This window comes from Rhodococcus sp. 14C212 (assembly GCF_011058195.1).
Taxonomy (GTDB): domain Bacteria; phylum Actinomycetota; class Actinomycetes; order Mycobacteriales; family Mycobacteriaceae; genus Rhodococcus; species Rhodococcus aetherivorans.
The window spans coordinates 1-22,592 of record NZ_JAALEH010000094.1 but is presented as its reverse complement, the minus strand read 5'-3'; the positions used below and the strand labels follow the sequence as shown (position 1 = coordinate 22,592).

Annotated in this window: 1 protein-coding gene; it reads right to left on the bottom strand. The window is 71.9% G+C overall.

The features are described from left to right. Window positions 1-307 precede the first annotated feature (307 nt). The gene (locus G6038_RS25865; protein ID WP_346772922.1) at window positions 308-22,591 is read right to left on the bottom strand and encodes a non-ribosomal peptide synthase/polyketide synthase; all 22,284 of its coding nucleotides are present in this window, start codon (window positions 22,589-22,591) and stop codon (window positions 308-310) included. Window position 22,592 lies beyond the last annotated feature (1 nt).

Below are 22,592 nucleotides of genomic sequence, written 5' to 3'. Positions count from 1 at the left end.
GGGCGTTCGCGGCGCTCGACGGCCGGCGACTGGGGAGCGATCGCCGGATCGCTCCCGCCCAGGCTGCCGTCGTGTCGAGAAGACCGCATGTAGATGCCCACATCCTTCGCTTCGGTTCCGTTGCTCGCGCGCGAACGAGTAAGCATAGTCACTGCGCCCGGCGCCCTCGGCGGGACCGTACCGGCCGGTAGCCGCCACTCGTTCATCCACCGAGGCGCCCGCGACGTTACCCCCGGGCCCCCACCGGGACCGGACGCGGTGAGGCTCCCCCGACGAAAAGGGGAGCCTCACCGCGGCGGGCCGGACCTCAGGCGACGACGACCCGATGGGCCGTGCGCCACCGCTCGAGCAGGTCCTCCGGCGCCCGGTCGACCACGACCACCACCGCCAGATCCTCGAGCCCCCCGGGTTCGAGGGTGTCGAGCGCGTCGGCGGTCAGGTGGGCGTGGGTGACCCACTCGTCGTACAGGGCGGCGTCGAGTGCCTCCCCCGAGTCGGCGCCCTCGGGCACCACGACGACCGTCGCGCCGGTGGCCGTGACCAGCAGCGGCTCGAGCGCACCGGCCTCGGCCGCGGTCGACCCGACCGCGGCGCTGCGCGACTCGTACGTCAGGCCGTACTGCTCGCGCAGCTCGCCGATCCGGTCGATCAGCTCGGCCTGGGTGAACGTGCGGGTCGCGGTGACCAGGGCCGGGCTCTCGGACCCGACGACCCGGAGCCGGTCCGCGTACGAGACGGGGTGTGCGGCCTGCGCCGCCTGCTCGGCGCGCAGCTGCTCGTCGTCGAGCTGCACCCACGTGACGGTGTCGGGCAGGCCCGCAGTGAGTTCCGCCACGGTCACGCCCAGCGTCACCCCGGCGGCACCCGGCGCCCCGAGGAACGGGCCGCCGGGATCGACCATCAGCAGGGCCGCGCCGGTCTTGACGACCGCCCACTGCGCCACCACGGACTGCACCGACCGCGGGACGGCGACGGCGACGACGTCGCCGGTGCCGATACCGCGCGCGATGAGCAGCCGCGCCAGCCGCGACGACCGCGCGTCCAGCTCGCGGTACGGCACCTCGGTGCCGTCGACGGCCACGGCCGGGGCTTCCGGATCCTCCTCGACCACGTGGGCCAGCACGGCGGCGAGCGTGCGGCCGGTGCTCGCGACCGGAGCCGCCGCCGGCTCGGCCTCGGCGACGAGGTGTGCCCGCTCCGCGGCGTCCATGAGGTCGATGTCCCCCACCGCCGCCTGGGCGTCGGCCACGAAGGCGTCGAGGACCCGCACGAACCGCTGCGAGAGCACGGTCACCTCGGTCTCGTCGAAGTACCGCTCGAGGTACTTGAAGGTGAACACGATCTCCGACTGCGCGAGAGTGAGCAGCGTCAGCGGGTAGTGGGTCGCGTCGTCGAGCCGGACGTCCGTGACGGTCATGCCGTCGAGGTCCGTGGCGGCGGAGGACAACGCGGCCCGGTCGATCGGGTACGACTCGAACACGAGCAGCGTGTCGAAGCCGATCCTGCCGCCCGCCCGCTGCTGGATCTCGGTCAGACCCAGGTAGTGGTGGCCGAGCAGTTCCGCCTGCTGTGCCTGCACGCGGCGCAGTAGCTGCGCGACGGTCTCGTCGTCGTCGGTGTCCACCCGCACCGGCAGGGTGTTGATGAACAGGCCGACCATCGACTCGACGCCGGGCAGCTCGGCCGGCCGGCCGGACACGGTGGCGCCGAAGGTCACGTCGGAGCGTCCCGCGATCCGGCCGAGCAGCACCGCCCACGCCGCCTGCACCAGGGTGTTCACGGTGACCCCGAGGCTCGCGGCCAGGGCGGTCACCGCCGCGGCGCGTTCCTCGTCGAACACCACGTGCACCGAGGAGATGGCGTCCGCGTCGGGATGCCGCACCGACGGGGCGAGGAGGGTCGGCTCCTCGACGCCGGCGAGCGCCTTCGCCCACACCTCGAGCGACGCCTCCCGGTCCTGCTCGGCGAGCCACTCGAGGAACTCCCGGTAGGAACGGACGGCCGGGAGCGCGGTGGTGTCCCCGTGCGTGACGTACAGCGCCATGAGGTCCTGCATGAGGACCGGCATGGACCAGCCGTCGAGCAGGATGTGATGGACCGTCACCGCGAGCAGCGAGCGACCCTCGGCCACGTCGACGAACAGGAACCGGATCAGCGGGGCGGTGCCGAGGTCGAATCGCCGGACCTGCTCGTCGCGCAGGAGGCGGGCCAGCTCTGCGTCGCGGTCGTCCTCGGCGAGGCCGCCGAGATCCTCGTGCCGCCACTGCACCTCGACGTCACCCAGCACCAGCTGCACGGGATCGCCGCTGTCGGTGACGAACACCGCCCGCAGGTTCGGATACCGGTCCAGCAGCGCCTGCGCCGCGGCGCGCAGCCGCTCCGGATCGACCGCACCGCCGAGCTCGAGCACCGCCTGCATCGTGTAGACGTCCACGCTCGCCTCGGTCATGAGCGCGTGGAAGTGCAGACCCGCCTGCAGCGGCGACAGCGGCCACGCGTCGGTCACCGACGGGTATCGCGACTGCCACACGTCGAGGTCGTGCTGGGCGACCGACACGAGCGGCACGTCCGACGGGGTCAGGCCCCCGGCGGCCGGCTCGCGGACGTGGCGGGCCAGCGCAGCCAGCGCCTCGTGCCAGTGCTGTGCCAGCTCCTCGATCTCCGAGCGCTCGACCACCCCGGCGGGGAACCCGAAGCGCGCCTCGAGCTGCGGGCCCTCCGGGCGGTACGACACGGTCGCCGCGACGTCGACCGTCGCGGTGCCGGGCAGGCCGGCGGGACCGACCGTGAGGTCGCCGAACGCATCCGCCGGCGCCCACGCGGCGGCCGGGACCGGCTCGCCGTAGTGGAACGCAACCTGCGGCCGCGGAGCGCCGAGTTCCCCGGCGGAATCGGGGTCGAGGTGCCGCAGCAGACCGAAACCGGCACCACCGTCGGGCAGGGCGCGCAGCTGTTCCTTGACCGCCTTGACGGCGGCGCCCATCGCCGGTCCCCCGGCGAACGCGTCGTCGAGGTCGATTCCCTCGAACCCGGCGCGGAACGGGAACGCGGTGGTGAACCATCCGACGGTCCGGGACAGGTCGGCATCGGGGACCACGGCCGCCTCGCGTCCGTCCCCGTCCACCTCGAGCAGCGTGGACGTCTCGTCGATGCCCCGGTCCCGGCGCCACCGCACCAGCGCGAGGCCGAGCGCGGTGACCAGACCGTCGCGGACGGTGCCGTGGAACCGCTCGGGCACCGCGGTGAGCAGCGCCTCCGTGTCCGCGGCCGGGACGGTGCTGCGCACGTGCTCGACCGTGGCGGCGAGGTCGACGGCCGGGTCGAGCGGGCGGTCCCCGATCGGGAAGTCCGGTCCGTCGAGGATCGACCGCCACAGTGCGAGTTCCGTGCGGCGCTCCGGCCGGTCGGCCGCCTCGACCAGCCCGTGCGCCCAGCGGCGCAGGGAGGTGCCGACCGGAGGCAGCGCCACCGGCCGTCCGGCCGCGAGGGCGTCGTACGCGGCGGCCAGATCGTCGATCAGGATGCGCCGGGACGCGTCGTCCGCCACGAACCGGTGGGCGACGATCAGCAGCGCCTCGCCGCGCCCGTCGTCGATGCGGACGAACTGCACCATCCGGCCCGCGGCGGGGTCGAGTCGCTCGACGGCCGCCCCGAGGGCCCGCTCGGCGCGGGCCCGGACGTCGTCGGCCGCGCCCGGTGCCGGTTCCGCCTGCGCCAGCAGGGTTTCCGGGTCGATGGTGCCGGTGGCACGCACCCGCAGGGCGACGGCACCGTCGGCGTCGTGCTCGACGATCGCACGCAGCGCGTCGTGGTGGTCGACGAGCACGCCGATCGCCCCGGCCAGGGCGTCGTGGTCGACGCCGGAGGGCAGGGTCACCGCCGTGGCCACGGCGAGCCGTTCGACGTGGCCGGCGGCGTCGAGCGCGTCACGCATCGCCGGCGTCAGCGGGACGTCACCGATGCCGCCGCCGGGCAGTTCGGCCAGTGCGCGCTCAGCACCGCCGGGGAGAGTGGCGATCTCCGCCAGACCCGCGACGGTCTTGCGTTCGAACACGTCCCGCGGGGTGAACACCACGCCGCGGGCCTTCGCGCGCGAGACCAGCTGGATCGAGACGATGCTGTCGCCGCCGAGGGCGAAGAAGTCGTCGTCGAGACCGACCTGCTCGAGACCGAGCACCTCGGCGAACACCCGCGCCACGGCCTCCTCCGTGACGGTGGTCGGGGCCCGGAACGCCCGGGCCTCGAACACCGGCGCCGGCAGCGCCCTGCGGTCGAGCTTGCCGTTGACGTTCAGCGGCAGCGCCTCGAGCACCACGAACGCCGCCGGCACCATGTACGACGGCAGCTGCTGCGACAGGACCGACTTGAGCTCCGCCACATCGAATTCCGCACGGGCGGCCGGAACGACGTACGCCACGAGCTGCGCTCCCCCACGCTCGTCGTCCCGCGCGATCACCGCCACGTCGCGCACGTCGTCGACGCCCCGCAGCGCGGCCTCGATCTCGCCGAGCTCGATGCGGAAGCCACGCACCTTCACCTGGAAGTCGCCGCGGCCCACGTAGTCGAGCTCGCCGCCCCCGTCGCCCGTCCCGGTCCACCGCACCAGGTCACCGGTGCGGTAGAGCCGCTCGCCGTCGCCGAACGGGGAGGCGACGAACCGCTCCGCCGTCAGATCCGCCCGGCCGTGGTAGCCGCGGGCCAGCTGCGCACCCGCCAGATACAGCTCACCGGGTACGCCGGCCGGGACCGGATTCAGGCGCGCGTCGAGCACGTACACCCGCGAATTCCACTCCGGCACACCGATCGGCACCGACACCCCGGTGGCGTCGTCGACCTCGTGGAAGGTCACCGACACCGCGGCCTCGGTCGGACCGTACAGGTTGTCCAACCGGGCCGTGTTGTGCGCCAGGAACCGACGCGCCGTCGCCGCCGGCAACGCCTCACCGATCGCGAGCACCTGCCGGAGCGAGTTCGTCAGCGTGCCGCCGGACTCGACGAGCAACGCCTCGAGCATCGACGGCACCACGTGCAGGGTGGTGACCCCCTGCTCGGCCGTCAGGGCGTTCAGGTAGCCCGGATCGCGGTGCCCGTCCGGCGCGGCGATCACCAACCGGGCACCGGAAACCAACGCCGACCAGAACTCCCACACCGACAGATCGAACGTCGCCGCCGTCTTGAGCAGCACCGCATCGTCGGCACCGAGCGCGTACTCCGCCCGCTTCCACAGCAACTGGTTCACGACCGCGCCGTGCGACACCGCCACACCCTTCGGCCGGCCCGTCGACCCCGACGTGAAGATCACATACGCCGTGTTCGACGCCCGCAACGGCGCCAACCGCTCACCGTCGTCCACCGGAGCCTCCGAGAACGCCGACAGATCCGCAGTATCGAGCTCCAGCACGCGGACAGACCTCGCCCCCGGCACCTCGAACGCGTCCCGCCCGGTGGTCAGCACCACCACCGGCGCCGCCACCTCGAGGATGTACCCGGTCCGCTCCGCCGGCTGATCCGGATCCACCGGCACATACGCACCACCGGCCTTGACCACCGCATACATCCCCACCAGCAACTCGACCGACCGACGCATCGCCAGCGCCACCGTCGACTCCGGCCCCACCCCCAACGCAACAAGCTGCCGCGCAAGACGATTGACCCGGGCATCGAACTCGCCGTAGCTCAGCGTCGCACCCTCGAACACCAACGCCGCAGCGTCGGGAGCGCGCCGCACCTGCCCGTCGAACAGATCCACCAACGTCGCGGCAGTGTCGACGGCGTGGTCGGTGTCGTTCCACGCCTCGAGCACCCGCACCCGCTCGGCCACCTCGAGAATCTCGATATCACCCAGCGCCACCGACGGATCCGCCACCACCGCCTCGAGCACCCGCACGAACCGCTCCGCGAACACCACGACGGTCGGCTCGTCGAACAGATCCGTGGCGTACGTGAGCACGCTCGTGATCCCCTCGGGGGCGCCGTCGTCGGCGTACCGGTCGGTGACCACGAGATGCAGGTCGAACTGCGAGGTCTGCAGGTCCGCGTCCACGCCGGAGACGGTCAGTCCCGGCAGCTCGAGGCTCGTCGCCGCGAGGTTCTGGAACGACAGGCCCACCTGGAACAGCGGATGCCGCGCCGTCGACCGCTCCGGATTGAGCACCTCCACCAGGCGCTCGAACGGCACGTCGGCGTTCGCGAAGGCCTGCAGGTCCCGCTCGCGTGCCTGGTCCAGCAGCTCGGCGAAGGACTCGCCGGGCTCGACCCGGGTGCGGAAGACCAGCGTGTTGACGAACATGCCGATCAGATCGTCGAGTTCACGCTGACCGCGGCCGGCGATCGGCGTGCCGATCGCGATGTCGCCGGTGCCCGACAGCCGCGCGAGCAGCACCGCGAACGCGGCGTGGACGGCCATGAACAACGTCGCGCCCCGGCCCCGCGCCAGCTCGACCAGTCGCCGGTGCAGGTCGGCGTCGATCGTGAAGTCGATCTTCCCGCCCGCGAAGGACTGCACCGCCGGCCGCGGCCGGTCGGTCGGCAGATCCAGCTGATCCGGCAGATCGGCCAGTGCCTGCTTCCAGTACGTCACCTGCTTCGCGGCCACCGACGCCGGGTCGTTCTCGTCGCCGAGCACCCGCCGCTGCCACAGGGCGTAGTCGGCGAACTGCACCGGCAGCGGTGCCCAGTCCGGAGCATTCCCGGTCGACCGGGCCACGTACGCCGCCACGAGATCGCGGGTGAGCGGCCCCATCGAGGAGCCGTCCGCCGAGATGTGGTGGACGACGAAGGCGACGATCATCTCGTCCTCGCCGACGGCGAACAACCGCACCCGGATCGGGGCCTCCGACGTGACGTCGAAGCCCGTGTAGGCCAGCTCGCGGATCCGATCGGCGACCTCGTCCCAGGTGGTGACGACCGGTGTGAGGTCCGGGACCACCGCCGTCACCGGCAGCACGACCTGGACCGCGCCGTCGTCGGTCTCCGGGTACGCCGTGCGCAGCACCTCGTGGCGGGCGAACACGTCCCGGATCGCGTCCTGCAGCGCCGCGACGTTCAACCGGCCCGACAGCCGCAGCGCCACCGGCAGGTTGTAGGCCGCCGACTCCGGGTCGAAGCGGTTGAGGAACCACATGCGCTGCTGGGCGAGCGAGAGCGGCACCCGTTCCGGCCGCGGCCCGGCCACCAGTGGCACGGACCCGCCGGATCCGGCGTGCTGCTCGACGTGCGCCGCGAGCGCCTCGACCGTCGAGGCGTCGAACAGCACCCGCACCGGCACCCGCGAATCCAGCGCCGCACCCAGGCGCGCCACCAGCTGCGTGGCGATCAGGGAGTTGCCGCCGAGCGCGAAGAAGTCGTCGTCGAGACCGACCCGATCCACGCCGAGGACCTCGGCGAAGATGCCCGCGACGATCTCCTCGATCGGAGTCGTCGGTGCCCGGAACTCCCGCGCGGCGAACGTCGGGGCGGGCAGCGCCTTGCGATCGAGCTTGCCCGAGGTGTTCAGCGGGAACTCCGCGAGCACCACGATCGCCGCGGGCACCATGTACGACGGCAGCGTCCGCGTCACGAACGCGATCACCTCGCCGGCGTCCACCTCGTGGCCCGGCGCGGCAACGACATAGCCGGCGAGCTGGTCGCCGGTCGGGGTCGGCACCACCAGCACCGCGGCCTGGTTCACCGACTCGTGCGCCAGCAACGCCGTCTCGATCTCGCCGAGCTCGATGCGCTGACCGCGGAACTTCACCTGGAAGTCGGTGCGACCGATGTACTCGAGTTCCCCGGCTTCGTTCCACGTCACCAGGTCGCCGGTGCGGTACATCCGCTCCCCCGGCGCCCCGAACGGGTTCGCGACGAACCGGTCGGAGGTCAGGTCCGGGCGGCGGACGTAGCCGCGGGCCAGCTGCACGCCCGCCAGATACAGCTCACCCGGGACCCCGACCGGCACCGGCCGCAGCCGGCCGTCGAGGACCAGCACCCGCACGTTCCACTCCGGGACGCCGATCGGCACCACGTCGACCGGTCCGGCGGCCGGCGCCTGCCAGAAGGTGGCCGACACCGCCGCCTCGGTCGGGCCGTAGAGGTTGTCGATCGCGGCCGTGCTGATGCGCCGCACGCCCTCGATCGTCTCCGGCGGCAGGGCCTCGCCGATCACGAAGATGTGGCGCAGCGTGGCGCACGACTCGCGGTCGACGTGGGCGGCGAACACCGTGAGCATCGACGGCACGAAGTCGGTGATCGTCACCTTCTCGCGGGCGATGACGTCCGCCACGTACACCGGGTCGCGGTGGCCGTCGGGTGTCGCCACGACCAGCTTCGCCCCCACGCTCAGCGGCATGAAGAAGCCCCACAGCGACACGTCGAACGTCGTGGCCGTCTTCTGCAGGTAGACGTCCTGCGCCGTCATCTCGAACTCGTCGAGCATCCACGCCGTCTGGTTGACGATGGCGCGGTGCGTGACGGCGACGCCCTTGGGCCGGCCGGTCGAGCCGGACGTGAAGATGGCGTAGGCCGTGTTGTCCGGGCGCAGCGGCGCACGCCGGTCCCGGTCGGTGACGGGCGCGTCCGAGACCGCCGACAGATCCAGCTCGTCGACCAGGACGGCGTCGACGGCGAGCCCGTCCGGAACGGTGAACTCGTCGCGGGCGGTCGTGACGATGCACACCGGGTCGGCCGTGTCGAGGATGTGCCGGACGCGGTCGACCGGGTGATCCGGATCGATCGGCACCCATGCCCCGCCGGCCTCGACGATCGCGTACATGCCCACCAGCAGGTCGAACGACCGCCGGATCGCCAGGCCCACCAGGGACTCCGGCCCCACACCCTGCGAGATCAGGTACCGCGCGAGGCGATTGACGCGGGCTCCGAACTCGGCGTACGTCAGCTCGGCGCCCTCGTAGGCCAGCGCCACCGCATCCGGGGTGCGCCGGACCTGCGCCCCGAACCGGGACAGGAGCAGTTCGGTGCCGTCGAGGGCGTGGTCCGAGTCGTTCCACCCGTGCAGGATCTGCTCGAGTTCGGCCGCGTCGAGCAGATCGACGTCGCCGACGGGCAGCGCCGGCTGCTGGGCGATCGCTTCGAGGACCCGCACGAACCGCGACAGCAGCGTCTCGACCTGCTGCGCGTCGAACAGCCGGCGCTGGTAGCGCAGGTCGAGTTCCATGCCGGATCCGACATGGACGAACAGGCTCAGCGGGTAATGGGTGGCGTCGTTCGTGCCGACCCCGGTGACCGACATGCCGTCGATCGACGCCGCCTGGTCGGCCAGGCCCTTCTCGTCGAGCGGGTAGGACTCGAACACCGTGAGGGTGTCGAACGCCACGGTCGGCCCGGCGACCCGCTGGATCTCGGTGAGACCCAGATGATGATGCTCGAGCAACTCGGCCTGCTCCTGCTGCAGGCGCAGCAGGAACCGCTCGATCGGCTCCTGCGGATCGAACGTCACCCGCACCGGCAGGGTGTTGATGAACAGGCCCACCATCGACTCCACGCCGGGCAGGTCCGCCGGCCGGCCCGACACGGTGGCACCGAAGACGACGTCGTCGCGTCCGGTCGACCGGCCGAGCAGCACGCCCCACGCCGCCTGGACGAGGGTGTTGACGGTGACGCCGAGCCGGGCTGCGGCCGAGGCGATCTCCGCCGTACGGGCGTCGTCGAGCAGCAGCCGCACGCGGTCGGCGCCCTCGGCGCCGGGATGCCGGTCCGTCGCCGGGGCGAGCAGCGTCGGCTCCTCGAACCCGTCGAGCACCCGGGCCCACGTGGCGCGGGAGGCGTCGAGGTCACGCTCGGCGACCCACGCCAGGAACGACCGGTAGGAGCGGGCCCGCGGCAGCGGCGACGCATCCCCGCGGGTGGCGTACAGCATCATCATGTCCTGCATCAGCAGCGGCATCGACCAGCCGTCGATGAGGATGTGATGCACGGTCACGCCGAGCTGGTAGCGGCCGTCGCCGAGCGACGCGAGGACGAACCGGATCAGCGGCGCCTCGTCCATCGCGAACCGGCGCGCCTGCTCCTCCCGCCAGAACGGCACCGTCGCGCGCACGCCCTCGGCGGCGACGAGCTGCGACAGGTCGGCCTCGCGCCACGGCACCCGCACGTCGGAGAGCACCACCTGCACCGGGGCCCCGGCGGCGTCGTTGACGAACACCGTCCGCAGGTTCGGATACCGGTCGAGCAGCGCCTGCGCCGCGCCGCGCAGCCGCTGCGGATCGACCACGCCGTCGAGGTCGAGCACGGCCTGGATCGTGTAGACGTCCACGCTGGATTCGTCCATGAGGGCGTGGAACAGCAGGCCCGACTGCAGCGGGGACAGCGGCCACACGTCGATCGCCGACGGGAAGCGCGCGTCCCACGCCTCGAGGTCCTGCTGGGTCACCGACACGAGCGGCACGTCCGACGGGGTCAGGCCGCCGGCGCCGGGCTCGCTCGCGTACCGGGCCAGCGCCGCGAGCGCGTCCACCCAGTAGGCGGCGAGGGACTCGACGTCGTCCGGGCCGAGAAGGCCGGTCGGGACGGCGAATCCGGCCGCGAGCTGCGGTCCGTCCGCACCGTCGGACACGATCGCGTTGATGTCGACGACGGCGTTGGCGGGCATGTCCGCGTCGAGGGCGGCGTCGACCCCACCGAGCGCGTCCGTCGGAACCCAGCCGATCGCGGCGAGTTCTTCGGGCACGTCCGCGGCGGACACCCGGCCGAGGTAGTTGAAGCTCACCTGCGGCTGGGTGGTGTAGGCGGACAGGATCTGCGAGCCGACCGGATCGAGGTGGCGCAGCAGACCGTAGCCCATGCCCTTGTCCGGGATCGCCAGGAGCTGTTCCTTGACGGCCTTGACGGCGGATCCCATGGCGGTGCCGCCGGCGAAGGCCTCGTCGACGTCGATGCCGGTCAGGTCCACCCGCACGGGATGTGCGCTGGTGAACCAGCCGACGGTGCGGGACAGGTCCGCACCCGGCACGACCGACTCCTCGCGGCCGTGACCCTCGAACTTCAGCAGCGCGGACGTCGCGTCGATGCCGCGGTCGCGCCGCCACCGGGTCAGCGCCAGGCCGAGCGCGGCGATGAGCCCGTCGTTGACGCTGCCGTGGAACAGCGCTGGCACCGCGGTCAGCAGCGCCTCGGTGTCGGCGGTGGGGACGTTCACGTCGAGACGCTGCACGGTCGACGCGACGTCGACCGCCGGGTCGAACGCGCGGCCGCCGAGCAGCGGATCCGGCCCGTCGAGCACCGACCGCCACAGCTCCAGCTCCGCCCGGCGTTCGGGCGCGCGCGCCGCGTCCACCAGACCGTGGGCCCAGCGGCGCAGCGACGTGCCGACGGCCGGCAGCGCGACGTCCTGTCCCGCCGCCACCTGGCCCCACGCGACGGCGAGGTCGGGCAGCAGGATTCGCCAGGAGACGCCGTCGACCACGAGATGGTGGGCGACGACGAGCAGCACGCCGGGGCGTTCGCCGGGTCCGAAGTCGAACCACACGAACCGCAGCACCCGTCCCTCGGTGGGCGCGAGCCGGTCGAGCGCGGCGTCGAGCTCGCGCGACGCGACCGCGGTGAGCGCGGCGGCGTCGATGTCGGCAGGCACCTCGACGCGGGTGACGAGCTCGTCGGCGTCGACCGTGCCGGCGGCACGCACCCGCAGCACGGGGGCGCCGTCGGCGTCGTGCTCGAGGATCGACCGCAGCGCGTCGTGGTGGTCGACGACGGCGCCGATGGTGCGCACCAGCACGTCCCGGTCGATGTCCTTCGGCAGCGTCACCGCCACCGACTGGGAGAAGCGGTCGAATCCGCCACCCCAACCGAGCACCTCGCGCATGATCGGCGTGAGCGGCACCTCGCCGACGCCGCCGCCGGCCAGTTCCTTCAGACCGCCGGGGCCCTCGCCCGCGGTGGTGCGGGTCGCGACCTCGGCGAGGCCGGCGACGGACCGGCGCTCGAACACGTCACGCGGCGTGAACACGACGCCGCGGGCCTTGGCGCGCGAGACCAGCTGGATGGAGACGATGCTGTCGCCTCCGAGCGCGAAGAACGACTCGTCGACGCCGACCCGGTCGAGGCGCAGCACCTCGGCGAACACCTCGGCGATGGTCTCCTCGAGATCGTTGCTCGCGGAACGGAATTCGCGTTCCTCGAGCTCCGGTTCGGGCAGCGCGTCGCGATCGAGCTTGCCGACGGGGGTCAGCGGGATCTTGTCGAGCACGACGAGCGCGGACGGGACCATGTGCGCCGGCAGCGAGCGACCGACGAACTCGGTCAGCGCGGCGGTGTCGATCGTCGCGCCCGCCTTCGGCAGCACGTAGGAGACGAGCACGGTGCCGCCGGAGGGCGTCGTGCGGCCCAGGGTTGCCGCGAACTCCACGGTCTCGTGGGACGTCAGCGCCGAGTCGATCTCGCCGAGTTCGATGCGGAAACCGCGCACCTTGACCTGGAAGTCGCTGCGCCCGACGAACTCGAGTTCGAGCCGGTCGTCGTCCATGACGCGCCAGCGCACCATGTCGCCGGTGCGGTACATCCGCGCGCCGGCCGCCGTGAACGGATCGGCGACGAACCGCTCCGAGGTGAGTACCGTGCGCCGGTGGTAGCCGCGGGCGAGGGCGGCACCCGACAGATACAGCTCACCCGCGACACCCACGGGGACGGGCCGCAGCCGCGAGTCGAGGACGAGGGCGGTCGTGCCGCGTACGGGGCCGCCGATCGTGATCGGATCCCCGGGCTGCACGTGCGCATAGGTCGAGATGACCGTCGCCTCGGTCGGGCCGTAGCCGTTGAGCAGCGTGCGGCCGGGCGCCCACCGGTTCACCAGCTCCGGCGGCAGGGCCTCACCACCGACCACGACCACCTCGATGCTGTCGAGGCCCTCGGGGTCGACGGTGCCGATCACCGCGGGGGTGATGATGGTGTGGGTGGGGCGTTCGGTGCGGAACAGTTCCGCGAGGTCGGGGCCGCCGATGATCGTCGACGGCACGACGACCAGAGTCGCGCCCTGGGAGAACGCCGCGATCCACTCCATCACCGACGGGTCGAAGCTCGGCGACATGATGTGCAGGAACCGCGAGCGGGACGTCAGGCCGTACAGGTCGATGATCGTGTCCAGCAGCCCACCGAGGCCGGTGTGGGTGACCACGACGCCCTTGGGCCGGCCCGTCGAACCCGACGTGTAGATCAGGTAGGCAGGGTGCTGCGGGCGCAGCGGCCGGACGCGGTCGGCGTCGGTGATCGGTGCCGCCGATCGGGCCGCGACGTCCGGTGCGAGACCGGGATCGTCGACGACCAGCCACTCGGCGTCGTCGGGCAGGCCGGCCCGGTGCGCGGTTCCCGTGATACCCAGGGCCGCACGGGAATCGGAGAGCATGTAGCGCACGCGCTCCGGCGGGTACGACGGATCGACCGGCACGTGTGCGGCGCCGGCCTTCGCCACCGCCCACACCGCACGGACCATGTCGTAGGAGCGCGGGAACGCCACGGCCACGATGTTCTCGGGGCCCACCCCACGCTCGATCAGCAGCCGCGCGAGCCGGGACGAGTCCTCGTCGAGTTCGCGGTAGGTGATCGACCGGCCTTCGTACCGCACGGCGGTGGCGTCCGGGTCGAGGGACGCGCCGGCGGTGAGGAGGTCGGCGAGGGTTCCGTCGCTGACGACGTCGGTGCCGCGGACGTGGGTCAGCCGCTCGAGTTCGTGCGGTGCGAGCAGCGGCAGGTCACCGACGGGCCGGGCCGGGTCGGCCAGGGCCGCGTCGAGGAGGTGCGCGAAGCGGGCAGCGAACCCCTCGACCGTGCCGGCGTCGAACAGAGACCGCGCGTAGGAGAACTCGGCGGAGATCCCGTCCGGTCCGCCCCCGGTGGTGGTGTGCTCACGCAGGGTCAGTGCGAGGTCGAACTTGGCGCTGTCGACGTCGAACGGCACCGTGGACACGCTCAGCTCGGGCAGCTCGAGTCCGGTCTCGGGGAGGTTCTCGAACGACATGGCGACCTGGAACAGCGGGTGGCGGGCGGTGGACCGCTCGGGGTTGAGGATCTCGACGAGCCGCTCGAACGGAAGGTCCGCGTGGGCGAACGCCTCGAGATCGCTCTCACGGATGCGCCCGAGATGCTCGGCGAATCCGGCGTCGGCGTCGATGTGGCTGCGCAACACCAGGGTGTTGACGAACATGCCGATCATCTCGTCGAGTTCGGCCTCACCGCGGCCGGCGATCGGCGTGCCGATCGCGACGTCGTCGGCGGCGGACATGCGCGCGAGGAACACCGCGAGGGCGGTGTGCATGACCATGAACAGCGTCGTGCCGCTGCGCCGGGCGAGGTCGGCGGCCTGCCGATGGGTGGCCGCGTCGATACGGAACTCGACCGTGCCGCCCTCGAAGACCTGCACCGACGGCCGCGGCCGGTCGGTGGGCAGATTCAGCTCGTCGGGCAGGCCGGCGAGCGTCCGCTTCCAGTAGTCGGCCTGCGCGGAGACGAGGCTGTCCGGATCGTCCTCCGATCCCAGCACCTGCCGCTGCCACAGCGCGAAGTCCGCGTACTGCACCGGCAGCGGCGCCCGGTCCGGTTCGTGCCCCGCCGCGCGCGCGACGTAGGCGATCATCACGTCCCGCGTCAGCGGTGCCATGGACCAGCCGTCCGCACTGATGTGGTGCGCGACGAACACCAGCACATGGTCGTCGCCGGCGATCCGGAAGAGCTTGGCGCGCAGGGGGATCTCTTCGGTGACGTCGAAGCCGGCGGAGACCACCTCGGTGACCCGGGCGACGAGGTCGGCCTCGGACACCGGTTCGGGCGTGAGGTCGGGGGCCGCCTCGGCGACCGGGAGGACCACCTGGAAGGCGTGCCCGTCGGACTCCGGGTAGACCGTGCGCAGCACCTCGTGCCGGGCGACGACGTCGCGCACCGCGGCCCGCATGGCGTCCACGTCGAGCGTTCCGGTCAGCCGGACCGCCACCGGGATGTTGTTGACCGCCGACCCGGTGTCGAAACGGTTGAGGAACCACATGCGCTGCTGCGCCAGCGACAGCGGGACCCGGTCCGGCCGCGGCTGCGGCACCAGCGGCGGACGGCCGCCCCCGCCGGCGTGCTGCTCGACCGCGACGGCCAGGGCCTCGACCGTGGGCGCCTCGAAGACGACCCGGACGGGAATCTTCGCGTCGAGCGCGGCCCCCATGCGGGACACCACCTGGGTGGCGAGCAGCGAGTTGCCGCCGAGTTCGAAGAAGTCGTCGTCGACGCCGACCCGGGCGAGGCCGAGCACCTCGGCGAACACGCCCGCGACGATCTCCTCGACGGGGGTGCTCGGAGCGCGGAACTGCCGCGCCTCGAACACCGGTTCCGGCAGCGCCTTGCGATCGAGCTTGCCGTTGACGTTCAGCGGCAGGGCCTCGAGCACCACGAACGCCGCCGGCACCATGTACGACGGCAACGCGCCGGCGAGCCCCGACTTCACGTGCGCGATGTCGAGCACCGCGCCCGTCTCCGGAACCAGGTACGCCACGAGCTGCGTGCCCGCCCGGTCGTCCTCCCGCGCGATCACCGCCACGTCGCGCACGTCGTCGGCGCCGCGCAGCGCGGCCTCGATCTCGCCGAGCTCGATGCGGAATCCGCGCACCTTCACCTGGAAGTCGCTGCGGCCGAGGTACTCCAAGCGGCCGGTGGAGTCCCACCGGACGAGGTCGCCGGTGCGGTAGAGCCGCTCGCCGTCCCCGAACGGGGAGGCGACGAACCGCTCCGCCGTCAGATCCGTCCGGCCGTGGTAGCCGCGCGCGAGCTGCGCGCCGGCGAGGTACAGCTCGCCGGACACGCCGACCGGCACCGGATGCAGGCGCCCGTCCAGCACGTAGACCCGCGAGTTCCATTCCGGCACACCGATGGACACCGACGCACCCGCGTCGTCCGCCACGTCGCCCGCGGTGATCGACACCGCGGCCTCGGTCGGACCGTAGAGATTGACCAGCTGCGCGCTGTTGTGTCGCAGGAACCGCTGCGCCGTCGCCGCCGGCAGCGCCTCACCGATCGCGAGCACCCGGCGCAGCGACCTCGGCAGCACCCCGTCGGAGTCGACGAGCAGCGCCTCGAGCATCGACGGCACCACGTGCAGGGTGGTGACCTCCTGCCCGGCCATCAGGGCGTTCAGGTAGCCGGGATCGCGGTGCCCCTCCGGCGTGGCGATCACCAGCCGGCCGCCGGAGACCAGGGCCGACCAGAACTCCCACACCGACAGGTCGAACGTCGCCGCGGTCTTGAGCAGCGCCGCGTCCTGCGACCCGAGACCGAAGTGCTCGCGCTTCCACAGCAACTGGTTCACGATCGCCGCGTGCGGCACCGCGACACCCTTCGGCTTGCCCGTCGAACCGGAGGTGAAGATCACGTACGCGGTGTTCGACGCCCGCAGCGGCGCCCGCCGCTCGGCGTCGGTGACCGGGTCGGCGGCGAACGACGACAGATCCGCCGTGTCGATCGCCAGGTGCAGGACAGACCTGTCCCCCGGCAGCTCGACCGCGTCCCGCTCGGTGGTCAGCACCACCACCGGAGCCGCGGCACCCAGGATGTACCCGGTCCGCTCGGCCGGCTGGTCCGGGTCGAGCGGCACGTACACGCCACCGGCCTTGGCGACGGCGTACATGCCGACGAGGAGCTCGATCGACCGGCGCATCGCCAGGCCGACCGTCGACTCGGGGCCGACCCCCGCCGAGATCAGGCGACGGGCAAGCCGGTTGACGCGGATGTCGAACTCGCCGTAGGTGAGCGTCCGACCCTCGAAGAAGAGGGCCGTGGCGTCCGGGGTCCGGTGCACCTGCGCGTCGAACAGGTCGGGCAGGGTCACCGACGTGTCGACGGCGTGATCGGTGTCGTTCCAGCCCTCGAGCACGCGGAGCCGCTCGGCGTCGTCGAGCAGCGGCACATCGCCCACCGGGAGCGACGGGTCCGCCACCACGGCTTCGAGCAACCGCAGGAAGCGGCGGGCGAAACCGGCCACCGTGGACTCGTCGAACAGGTCCGTGGCGTAGGTGAAGAAGCCGGTCACACCGGCCGCGGCACCGTCCTCGGCGTGCCGGTCGGTGACGATCAGATGCAGGTCGAACTGGGAGATCTGCATGTCCGCGTCGACGTTCGCGATGGTCAGCCCCGGCAGCTCGAGCCGGGACTGGGCGACGTTCTGGAACGACAGGCCCACCTGGAACAACGGGTGCCGCGCGGTGGAGCGGACGGGGTTGAGCACCTCCACGAGCCGCTCGAACGGCACGTCCGCATTGGCGAACGCCCCCAGGTCGGCCTCGCGGGCCTGCGCCAGCAGTTCCTCGAACGCCGCATCCGGCTGGACCTGCGTGCGGAAGACCAGGGTGTTGACGAACATGCCGATCAGATCGTCCAGCGCCCGCTCGTCACGTCCCGCGATGGGCGTGCCGATCGCGATGTCGTCCGTGTCGGACATCCGCGCGAGGAACACCGCGAGGGCGGTGTGCATCACCATGAACAGCGTCGTGTTGCTGCGACGGGCGAGGTCGATCAGCCGGGCGTGCAGCTCCGGGTCGACGGCGAATCCGGTCCGGGCGCCGGCGAAGGACTGCACCGCCGGGCGCGACCGGTCGGTGGGCAGGTCCAGCTGGTCGGGCAGACCGGCCAGCGCGTTCTTCCAGTACGCCACCTGCTTCGCCGCGATCGACTCGGGATCGTCCTCGGAACCGAGGACCTCCCGCTGCCACAGCGCGTAGTCCGCGTACTGCACCGGCAACGGTGCCCACGCCGGGAACTCGCCCTGCGAGCGCGCGATGTAGGCCTGCATCAGGTCCCGGGTGAGCGGACCCGCCGACGAACCGTCGGCCGAGATGTGGTGGACGACCAGGGCGAGCACGTGGTCGTTCGCGGCGAGCCGGAACAGCCGCAACCGCAACGGCACCTCGAGGGTGACGTCGAAGGTGGTGGACCCGAGCTCGTGGACGGCCGCCAGGATCTCGTCCTCTGCGACGGGGACCGGGGTGAGGTCCTGTTCGGCCTGGGCGGCGGGCACGACGACCTGGATCGGGCCCTCGGCCGTCTCCGGGTAGTAGGTGCGCAGGATTTCGTGCCGCGTGACGAGGTCACCGACCGCCGCCTGCAGCGCCGCGACGTCGAGCGTTCCGGTCAACCGGATCGCCATCGGCACGTTGTACGCGGCGGTGTCCGTGTCGAAGCGGTTGAGGAACCACATCCGCTGCTGAGCGAGCGACAGCGGGATCCGCTCGGGACGCGGCCGCGCCTCGAGCGGCCGCCGGGCGTCGGCGCTCTGATGCTGGACGGACACGGCGAGCGCCTCGACGGTGGGCGACTCGAACAGCGCGCGGATCGGCACCCGGGTATCGAGCGCGGCACCGAGCCGGGATGCCACCTGGGTGGCGAGCAGGGAGTTGCCGCCGAGTTCGAAGAAGTCGTCGTCGAGACCGACCTGCTCGAGACCGAGCACCTCGGCGAACACCCGCGCCACGGCCTCCTCCGTGACGGTGGTCGGGGCCCGGAACTCCCGGGCCTCGAACACCGGCGCCGGCAGCGCCCTGCGGTCGAGCTTGCCGTTGACGTTCAGCGGCAGCGCCTCGAGCACCACGAACGCCGCCGGCACCATGTACGACGGCAGCTGCTGCGACAGGACCGACTTGAGCTCCGCCACATCGAATTCCGCACGGGCGGCCGGAACGACGTACGCCACGAGCTGCGCTCCCCCACGCTCGTCGTCCCGCGCGATCACCGCCACGTCGCGCACGTCGTCGACGCCCCGCAGCGCGGCCTCGATCTCGCCGAGCTCGATGCGGAAGCCACGCACCTTCACCTGGAAGTCGCCGCGGCCCACGTAGTCGAGCTCGCCGCCCCCGTCGCCCGTCCCGGTCCACCGCACCAGGTCACCGGTGCGGTAGAGCCGCTCGCCGTCGCCGAACGGGGAGGCGACGAACCGCTCCGCCGTCAGATCCGCCCGGCCGTGGTAGCCGCGGGCCAGCTGCGCACCCGCCAGATACAGCTCACCGGGTACGCCGGCCGGGACCGGATTCAGGCGCGCGTCGAGCACGTACACCCGCGAATTCCACTCCGGCACACCGATCGGCACCGACACCCCGGTGGCGTCGTCGACCTCGTGGAAGGTCACCGACACCGCGGCCTCGGTCGGACCGTACAGGTTGTCCAACCGGGCCGTGTTGTGCGCCAGGAACCGACGCGCCGTCGCCGCCGGCAACGCCTCACCGATCGCGAGCACCTGCCGGAGCGAGTTCGTCAGCGTGCCGCCGGACTCGACGAGCAACGCCTCGAGCATCGACGGCACCACGTGCAGGGTGGTGACCCCCTGCTCGGCCGTCAGGGCGTTCAGGTAGCCCGGATCGCGGTGCCCGTCCGGCGCGGCGATCACCAACCGGGCACCGGAAACCAACGCCGACCAGAACTCCCACACCGACAGATCGAACGTCGCCGCCGTCTTGAGCAGCACCGCATCGTCGGCACCGAGCGCGTACTCCGCCCGCTTCCACAGCAACTGGTTCACGACCGCGCCGTGCGACACCGCCACACCCTTCGGCCGGCCCGTCGACCCCGACGTGAAGATCACATACGCCGTGTTCGACGCCCGCAACGGCGCCAACCGCTCACCGTCGTCCACCGGAGCCTCCGAGAACGCCGACAGATCCGCAGTATCGAGCTCCAGCACGCGGACAGACCTCGCCCCCGGCACCTCGAACGCGTCCCGCCCGGTGGTCAGCACCACCACCGGCGCCGCCACCTCGAGGATGTACCCGGTCCGCTCCGCCGGCTGATCCGGATCCACCGGCACATACGCACCACCGGCCTTGACCACCGCATACATCCCCACCAGCAACTCGACCGACCGGCGCATCGCCAGCACCACCGTCGACTCCGGCCCCACCCCCAACGCAACAAGCTGCCGCGCAAGACGATTGACCCGGGCATCGAACTCGCCGTAGCTCAGCGTCGCCCCCTCGAACACCAACGCCGCAGCGTCGGGAGCGCGCCGCACCTGCCCGTCGAACAGATCCACCAACGTCGCGGCAGTGTCGACGGCGTGGTCGGTGTCGTTCCACGCCTCGAGCACCCGCACCCGCTCGGCCACCTCGAGAATCTCGATATCACCCAGCGCCACCGACGGATCCGCCACCACCGCCTCGAGCACCCGCACGAACCGCTCCGCGAAACCGGCCACGGTGCCCTTGTCGAACAGGTCCGTCGCACACGTGAACGTCGCGTCGATGCGGGCGGGCGTCCCGTCCTCGTCGTAGCGGTCGAAGACCGTCAGCTGCAGGTCGGTCTTGGCGAGCTCGAGTTCGAAGTTCGTCGGCGAGACGGTCAGTCCCGGCAGCTCCAGCTTCGTCTGCGCGAGGTTCTGGAACGACAGGCCCACCTGGAACAGCGGGTTGCGGGCCGTCGAGCGCACGGGGTTGAGCACCTCGACCAGGCGCTCGAACGGCACGTCGGCGTTCGCGAACGCGCCCAGGTCCGTCTCGCGCACCTGGGCCAGGAACTCGTCGAACGCGACGTCGGACTGCACTCGGGTGCGGAAGACGAGCGTGTTGACGAACATGCCGATCAGATCGTCGAGCACCCGCTCGCCCCGGCCGGCGATCGGCGTGCCGATCGCGATGTCGTCGGTGCCCGACAGCCGGCCCATCAGGGTCGCCAGGGCGGCGTGGATCACCATGAACAGCGTGGCGTTGTGCCGGCGCGCCAGCTCCTGCAGGCCCCGGTGGACGTCGGCGTCGACGGTGAAGTGCAGCGATTCACCGCGGAAGCTCTGGCGCGGGGGCCGCGGCCGGTCGGCCGGGAGATCGATCTGGTCGGGTAGGCCGGCCAGGGTCCGCTTCCAGTACTCCACCTGCCCGGCGGCGACGGAGTCGGGGTCGTCCTCCGAACCGATGACGTCACGCTGCCACAACGCGTAGTCCGCGTACTGCACGGACAGCGGCTCCCACCCCGGCGCCTCGCCGCGGGAACGCGCCTCGTAGGCGATCGTGACGTCGCGCGCCAGGGGCGCCATGGAGGCGCCGTCGGCGGAGACGTGATGCACGACGAACGCCAGGACGTAGTCGGTGTCGGTGATCCGGAAGATCCGCGACGCCACCGGCACCTGCCGGGTCACGTCGAAGGTCGTGGACATGAACGCGACGATCTCGCTGGTGAGGTCGTCCTCGGTGACGTCGTACGGCGTCAGGTCGGGCAGCGCGTCGTCCACGGGGAGCACGATCTGGTGCGGCTCGCCGTCCGGGTCCGGGTAGTAGGTGCGCAGCATCTCGTGCCGGCCGATCACGTCGCGGACCGCCGTCTGCATCGCGGCGAGATCGAGCTCGCCCTGGAGCCGCACCGCGAAGGGGATGTTGTCCACCGCGGAGGAGGTGTCGAACTGGTTGAGGAACCAGTAACGCTGCTGGGCCAGCGACAGCGGCAGCCGCTCGGGACGCGGTGCCGCCTCGAGCGGGCGCCGGGCGCCGGTACCGATCTGGCGGCCGACCTCCGCGGCGAACGCTTCGACGGTGGAGGTTTCGAACAGCAGCCGCAGCGGCACCGACGCATCGAGCGCCGCACCGATCCGGGAGACCACCTGCGTGGCGATCAGCGAGTTGCCGCCCAGGGCGAAGAAGTCGTCGTCGAGGCCCACCCGGTCGAGACCGAGCACCTCGGCGAACACACTCGCCACGATCTCCTCCACCGGAGTCGTCGCGGCGCGGAACGCCTTGACCTCGAACACCGGCTCCGGCAACGCCTTGCGGTCCAGCTTGCCCGACGCGTTCAGCGGCACCGCATCCAGTTCCACGAACGCCGACGGCACCATGTACGACGGCAGGTGCGCCTCGAGGGTGCGACGGGCGAGGGTGTCGTCGAACGTCCCGGCCGCGGGGACGACGTACGCCACCAGCTGCTCGTTGCGGACCATCGCGACCGCCTGGGCCGCCCCGGTGTGTTCGACGAGCGCGGCCTCGATCTCGCCCAGCTCGATGCGCAGGCCGCGCAGCTTGACCTGGAAGTCCGTGCGCCCGATGTACTCGAGTTCCCCGGCGTCGGTCCACGTCACCAGATCACCCGTGCGGTACAACCGCTCCCCCGCCGCGCCGAACGGCGACGCGACGAACCGGTCCGCGGTCAGGTCCGGCCGGCGGACGTAGCCGCGGGCGAGCTGCACACCCGCCAGATACAACTCACCCGGCACCCCCACCGGCACCGGATTGAGCCGCCCGTCGAGCACGAACACACCCGTGTTCCACACCGGCGCACCGATCGGCACCGACACCACATCCGCGTCGGTCACCTCGTGGAACGTCACATCCACCGCGGCCTCGGTCGGCCCGTACAGGTTGTGCACCGCCACACCCGGGACCAGCGTCCGCATGCGCGCCGCGACGGCGCCCGGCAGCGCCTCACCCGAGGCGAAGACGTAGCGGAGCGAAGGCAGGTCGGCCACGGTCGGCTCGGCGACGAACACGGCGAGCATGGAGGGCACGAAGTGGACCACCGAGACGGACTGCTCGGCCATCAGCGCAGCGAGATAACCCGGGTCGCGGTGCCCGTCCGGCGCCGCCACCACCAACCGCGCCCCGACCTGCAACGGCCAGAAGAACTCCCACACCGACACATCGAACGTGAACGGCGTCTTCTGCAACACC